The organism is Ktedonobacter sp. SOSP1-85, from assembly GCF_016587415.1.
Lineage (GTDB): Bacteria > Chloroflexota > Ktedonobacteria > Ktedonobacterales > Ktedonobacteraceae > Ktedonobacter.
In genome coordinates, this window is the sequence record NZ_BNJI01000003.1 from 2061066 (window position 1) to 2067904 (window position 6839).

A 6839-nucleotide genomic window follows, 5' to 3' on the forward strand; every position below is an offset into this window, starting at 1 on the left:
CAGGGCATTTCCGATGAGCTGCCTCTTGTCTGGCAACGAACCCCAAAACCGCAGGCGCCAAGCTCCACCAGATCCTCATTGCTTGCGGGGTCTGGGAAGCCATTTCTATTCTGGATGGACTTATTCGCAATCGCTCATCCATGAAACCCACAACGGTCCACGCGGATACGCAGGGGTAGAACCTGCCGGTCTTTGGTCTCGCGTCGCTCTTAGGCATCGAGCTGATGTCACGGATACGGAATTGGAAAAACCTCACCTTTTACCGTCCGGACGTCACAACTCACTACACCCATATCGAGCCACGGCATTGTCAACTTGGGAACAGAGCTGAATACTGTGCTAAAATAGCTGCATGAAAATAAACCCCACCACTCCTGATTACAAAGGCTACCGCTTTCCGCCTGCAATCATTAGCCATACTGTCTGGCTGTATTTCCGCTTTTCGCTGAGTTTTCGCGATGTTGAAGAGCTTTTGGCACAGCGCGATATCGTGGTCACCTATGAAACCGTGCGTCAGTGGTGCCTCAAATTTGGGCAAAGGTATGCCAATGAATTGCGTCATCGTCGCCCTCGCTGTGGCGACAAATGGCATTTGGATGAGGTCTTCCTCACCATCCGTGGCGAAAGACACTACCTCTGGCGAGCGGTGGATCAGGATGGGAATGTGCTTGATATCCTGATGCAGAGCCGACGCAACAAACAAGCGGCCAAAAGATTTTCCCGCAAACTCCTCAAAGGGCTGCAATACGTGCCACGTGTGATTATTACCGATAAACTGAAGAGCTATGGGGCGGCGAAACGCGAGATCTTCCCTGGCGTGGAGCATCGGCAGCAGAAAGGCTTGAACAATCGGGCAGAAAACTCGCATCAACCCACGCGACTTCGAGAGAAGAAAATGCGGCGCTTTACATCAGCCAAACACGCCCAACGCTTTCTTTCCGCCTTCGGTCTGATCTCGGGACATTTTCAACCGCGACGACACCGTCTGAGGGCCGGAAAATATCGCGCTCTTTTACAGGACCGATTTCAGACGTGGAATGAACTGACTGGAGCAAAGCGAGTCGCATAACCATAGGTATCCCCCACATCTTCCATGACCCATCAACATCCTTCTTCGCTATAACTCAGCAATATTCTTCATTTTTCTGGTTAAGTTGACAATACCCCCCCGCTGCCTTTCCGCATAACTCGCCCCCCCAGGTCGCCTACCCGCATGGCGCTAGCTCCCTCGATATGGCCTATCCTGGGCGGACTCGCTCCTATCATCGTCTATCCTGGCGACAGCCCATCCATCGTCTAGCCATATAGCGACCCTTCCGCTAAGCTGAAATAGCAACCTGTCACCCAGTGTTGTTGGAAATAAGCAGAATCCCGTCGGTTCCGCTAAACTCTTAGAAAGTAAGGCAGGTTGTAGCAAACATTCCTACAGCCTGCCCTATTCGTTGCTACTCCATCAGTACAGCAATTAGTACAGCGACACCCACAAACTTACACAAGAAACTATCAATACCAACCAACGCTAAACCCAGGTTTTAAGTGCTAGAAGAACACCCACAAACACCCAACTCCATTCACCACTTCATAACGATGCCCATCCTCTGGTATCGCTGCATACTCCGCATATGTCCACTGTCCCTGGCCTGGACCTGGCACCCAATCAGCAGGAGTCACTGCAAACAATCTCGCCCTGGTTGTCATGGTTACCCTGCCTCTCAAAAACAAATGGTCTCCTCCTCAAAGAATACCATAAACGTGAGAAACTGGCATTGCTTCAACTAATCGCAGTTAGTTCAAAACTATATTTACAAAAGGCAATATAGAAAAGCACATTCACAGCAGCATGAGTAGAACTACGCCCCAAAACGCCAGATACACCCTATCCTCGGCACAGATCCTCAATGGAAAAATGTCATCCTCGCCACTGGCCATAATAGCGTGGGCGTCATCCTCAGTGCCATTACAGGAAAAAACTATCGTAGAAGCAATTCTCATAAACCAAGTATCACAAATTATCAAATCATTTACCTTAGAATGATTCAAGTCCTAACTGAATGAAGATATTTGAGAAGAACGCATGCGATATAGTAAGTGGGTACAGCAACCATGGTTGACTTTTTTTGGGGATGATAAGTTGGTACTATCACAATGGTCAGAGCACTGTAGTGAGTGTCTACAAGACAGTTAAGACAAGTTTCTGGCCTCCACGCGGAATTAGTATCAAAAATGAGAGGAGGGAGGCTATAGTAGGACGATAGTACAAAAAGACAACATACATACACGTTGCGCTACTCAGAAAACATTGTTAGGTAAGTGGCTCTAGAGTGCGCCCAGTAATGCAAAAGAGATAAGAGTAGATCTATTCCCCAGAAAAGGACACATTTATGCATAACAAGCTACGTGTCATCCTGTTTGGAGCACTGCTCCTTAGCGCTTTCGCGTTCTCTCTTGTTGGTACGACTCTGCCTGCCTTCTCCCAAAGTTTGGGCAGATCCCAGGTTAACCTTTCACAGCAACGGCCGCGCACTCCCTATATGAGAGGCTATCGTATGGGATACAGGGACGCAGTAACCGACTGCGAAACACAGCCTGGATATGGCAGAGCATACCGACCAACCCCTAAAGAAGAGGGCTATATGGATGGTTATAACTATGCCCGTGCTAACGATCCAGAGTGCACTGGTTAGAGATGAAACGCCCACACCTCTCTTTCCACGAGTATCAGTTCACTTTGATTGTTGCAAAAATAACGAGAATGAATTGCTTCATATTGTGATTGTTAAGGTGTATTGACACCAAAGGCAATCTGGACTGGCTACTACTTGGAAGGAAAAGACGCAGGAGGGCTCCGTAGTATACAGAGAAGGAAAATAGGAAAGGAGAACACAATGAGGCATTCCGCCATTAAGATGAACGTTTGTCTCGTCATACTGACTAAAGTGGTGGTATTGTTGTTCGCGGTTGGTACAATGATTGGCACAACGGCACCAGTGTCAGCCGCGAGTACAAAGGGAACAGGAGCGGTCACTAGCATAAAGACGGTTAGGGTAACCGAATACAACTACAATGAGTGCGGCTCGTATTCAAGTGACGTTGGCAATATGAAGTACTGGTATTGCTGGAACACCCCAGCAGACGATAACACAGCGTATCAATACGATCAGTGGCAGCAGCTTGTTGATACGCCGTGTTGGACCCATTCCACGGGTTTTGCAGAAGGAGGTACAGGACCGGCGTACCAGTCCTCCCTGAATTTTGAGAGTGGTCCTCCCACGCCTGAATGTTAAAACAAACGGCCATCGGAAAGCTGGCTTAGTGCCAAGCTATAATCCTCTTACGAACCCAAACCCCTTTAACAATTGAGAGCAAAACTGCTCAACACACATCGTAAAAGTTAGACAAGGATAGGCAAAAATACCCGATGCTCAAGCTCAAAAAGCCATCATTTGCCTACCTAAGCCAAGCTAAAAGCGACAATAGGAGGTTCAAATCCTCTCATCCCGACCCATAAGAAGGCTAGGAGTAGAATCAATAAACCTACTCCTAGCCTTCTTATGGGTATCAGTGGCAAGCCATTAGAACCTCCTACTTTGACAGCAGCATTGACAGCAGACACGATCCATTCACATGCCAAACGATACACAAGAATACACAAAAATGCATCCTCATAAGCTCAGTGTCCCTAAAATACCAACGGTAGACAAAGGCTGCGCGAACAACGGTTGTGTTGCAAGAATGAGGGCGCGATGGTAAACTCTTCCTTATTTGAGGCGTAGCCGAGGAGTACCCTTGATGAGTCATCAGCATTCGTTCAAGTGGCGCCACTTTCAGCCCGACATGATTCTCCTCTGTGTGCGCTGGTACCTGCGGTATGCGCTCAGTTATCGTGACCTGGAAGAGATAATGCTCGAACGGGGTCTGCGTATTGATCACACGACGATCTATCGCTGGGTTCAGCGGTATGCGCCGGAACTGGAAAAACGTTGCCGACCGTATCTCAAAGCATGCAACGACTCCTGGCGCGTTGATGAGACCTATCTTAAGATCAAAAAAGCCTGGGTCTATCTCTACCGAGCCGTCGATTCCGAAGGGAACACACTGGAGTTTCTCTTGAGCCCGACGCGCGATGCCGAGGCAGCGAAACGCTTCTTCCTGAAAGCACTCGCTTCGACTGCTTGTTTCGTTCCTCTGGCATGTTCGGTCGCTGAGCAGGTGACTCAGCCCATAGCTCTGACTGACGTCACAACCATCACGTCAGCCCTCGTGTGATCAATGTCGACAAGAACGCGGCCTATCCCAAAGCCATTGGTGAGCTCAAATCCGCTGGAGCGCTGCCTCAGCACGTGGAATTGAGACAGGTGAAATATCTCAATAATCTCATCGAACAAGATCATCGCTTCATCAAGCGGTTGACGAAGCCGGGGATGGGCTTCTTTTCCTTTGCGACGGCGTGGCAAACATTACAAGGATATGAGGCCATGAACATGATCAGAAAGGGACAACTGCAAGGAGTGGCGAAAGGAGATGTGAGAAGCCAGAGCGCCTTGATCTCCACACTGTTTGGAGTGGCTGCCTAAGAAGGAGCGAGAGGGTTCATCCCATGCCTAATTGTTTGTCTCATCTTTCTTGCAACACAACCGGCATTCACACCATGGACGAATGCCTCTTTTCATCTTTACTGTAGCATGAAATGCCGCGATGTGCAATCCCCGAGAGAAAAGCGCGGAAATGTGTGGAAGAGCTGTTTCTGTATGGGGTTGGGAGTGAGACAGGATGAGTCGATATCCATCCTTTCCTGGTTGATGTCCTGACTGCTGTTGTCTCCAACGTTGGCGAAGCTCTGCACAATTGGTGCACCCCCCCTGGAAAACTTCGTGGAAAAAGGGGTTGTGCGTTTGCCTCTGGCTCAGGTATGCTTTGTGTGAACGAATGCTGTTCCCCCCTCTTCGCGATGGCTCAGGCCTCTCTATTTCTTCTGTGTCCTTGTTGTGTTTTGCTTGTCAAAGGAGGGAACCATCATGCCTACAACCATCGGGGGAGAGGAGCCTCGTCTGGCTCCACGCAGTCTTGTTGTCCGTCGGCGTCCGAGGCCCTCGCCGGCCAAAGCGCCAGCGGTTCAGACGGCGCGCGCCTCTCAGTTGGCCAAAGCGCGAGCGCGGCGTCCCACGACCCCCGAAGAGGTGCCAGAGTTCGTGCGGGAGGCGGCGGCAGAGCCGAAAACGTGGCGAGGAGGGAGCTGGCTCCTGCCCCTTGGGCTAGGCATGTTGTGTGCGTTGCTTCTGGCGCTTGTCGGATCTGTGGCGATGAATTGGAGTGGCACGCTCATTGACACCGTTCGCTATGGCTATCCGCGAACGACGCAGGTAGATCACCTCGTGGGCCATGAGTTGGATCCCCATGTGCCAACCCATTTTACCGCTCTCAATCTCAAGGGGCAGGTGTTGATCTTTGAGGTGCCCGGCGGCGATGGCGCACAGGCTCGTCTTCTGCAAGGGCCTCATCTTGTTGGGACTGGCGCGGATCTGGCCCCGGTTCTGCTGACCTTCTCAGGCGATGCAACGCATCCTGATCTGGTGGTGACGGTCAATGGGTTGCAGGTGCTGTTTCACAACACAGGAACGAGCTATGCGCCAATGCGGTAGAGAAAGGAGGACAATCGGCACCACACCAGCAGGGTCTTGCCCCTCACGGTCATCGTGGAGTGTGGTGCCTTCGAAACGCACGTTTCCAGTTTCCTCTGTCTCCCCATGCCTCAAGGCTGGCACGTATACACAAATATGTGATCTTGAGAAAGAACACGGAAGCGATGCGCTGCAGGTGCCTCGTTTTCCCCCATACGAGAGGTGACACACTTTTGGTGAAAAAGTCGCTTGTCTCGTCAAGCTGAAAGCACATCATTGTGCATCAAGGGGCGTTTTTTTCAACACCTTTCCCTCGCACCATGCTGAGGATCTTCTGCAAACGTTCATATTTGTGTATACGTGTCATGCCTCAAGGCAGGGGTCTTCCGCTCAGTCTCCTACGTCTTCTCGCCGTAGCATCTCCATGCCTCTTTTTCTGCGTTCCGCTCTTGCGGAGGGAGCGTATGTTCCTTCGTTCCTCCTTGACAGTAACGGAGGAACATTTTATACTAAGGAGAGAAGAAGATGATGCCGTGATGGCGAAGAAGGAGGTCGGCAGATGGCGGCGATCTTAGGCTGGGTGCAGCGGCGCTGGAACGAGGTCTTGGAACCAGTGGTGAGCCGTGCAACGGTGGACCAGGAGGCACAGTTGCGCGAGGTGTGGGAACGTGAACTGGACTGGTGGAAGCACGAGCGGGGGCTGGCGGGCGATTCGTTGCGCAAACCGATCACGCAGGTGCGGCACTTGATCAAAGGGCTGCCTGTCACGGAGGAGAATAGCTGGGAGAATCCGCGGACGGGGGAGCCAGAGCATATCGGGCTGCGGGTGTTCAACCTCTCGGAGGGGGAGTGGGTGCAGATGAATGCGCGTACGCAGGGCGTGACGCAGGATCGACTCACGCAGCAGGTGTTACTGAAGGACCCAGATGCGTTGGTCGAGCGGGCCTTGTCGTTATTATTTTCGCCGGAGTGGTCCGACCTGGTCGTGGGCATCGCGGTGTGTACGGGTCGTCGGCTGGCCGAGATCATGAAGACGGGACGCTTCACGGTGAAGGAGGCGTCGACGGTGTGGTTTGAGGGGCAGGTGAAGGGAAGAGGGCGCGAGCCAGAGCGCTATGAGATCCCGACGCTGGTGCGGGCGTTCCTGGTGGTGGAGGCGGCGCAGCGTTTGCGTGGGCTGGTAGACACCATGGGCCTGGAGATCGAGCAGGTGAGCCAGAA

The 6839-nt window shown here is 51.8% G+C and carries 3 protein-coding genes and 2 pseudogenes; all 5 read left to right on the forward strand.

The features are described from left to right. Nucleotides 1-62: 62 nt before the first annotated feature. Nucleotides 63-299: pseudogene (locus KTE_RS49220) on the forward strand (Tn3 family transposase); the annotation flags it as partial. A 53-nt stretch (nucleotides 300-352) separates the two neighbouring features. Further along, nucleotides 353-1069: an IS6 family transposase gene (locus tag KTE_RS47120; RefSeq protein WP_201391781.1), complete on the forward strand. Its 717-nt coding sequence runs from the start codon at nucleotides 353-355 to the stop codon at nucleotides 1067-1069. A gap of 2720 nt (nucleotides 1070-3789) precedes the next feature. Further along, nucleotides 3790-4574: pseudogene (locus KTE_RS47125) on the forward strand (IS6 family transposase). Between the two features lie 441 nt (nucleotides 4575-5015). Then, nucleotides 5016-5639, forward strand: coding sequence for a hypothetical protein (locus KTE_RS47130; RefSeq protein WP_201377113.1), 624 nt, complete (start codon nucleotides 5016-5018; stop codon nucleotides 5637-5639). 538 nt (nucleotides 5640-6177) lie between these two features. Further along, the coding region (locus KTE_RS47135) for a protelomerase family protein (RefSeq protein WP_201394490.1) at nucleotides 6178-6839 on the forward strand (662 nt) is incomplete at its 3' end.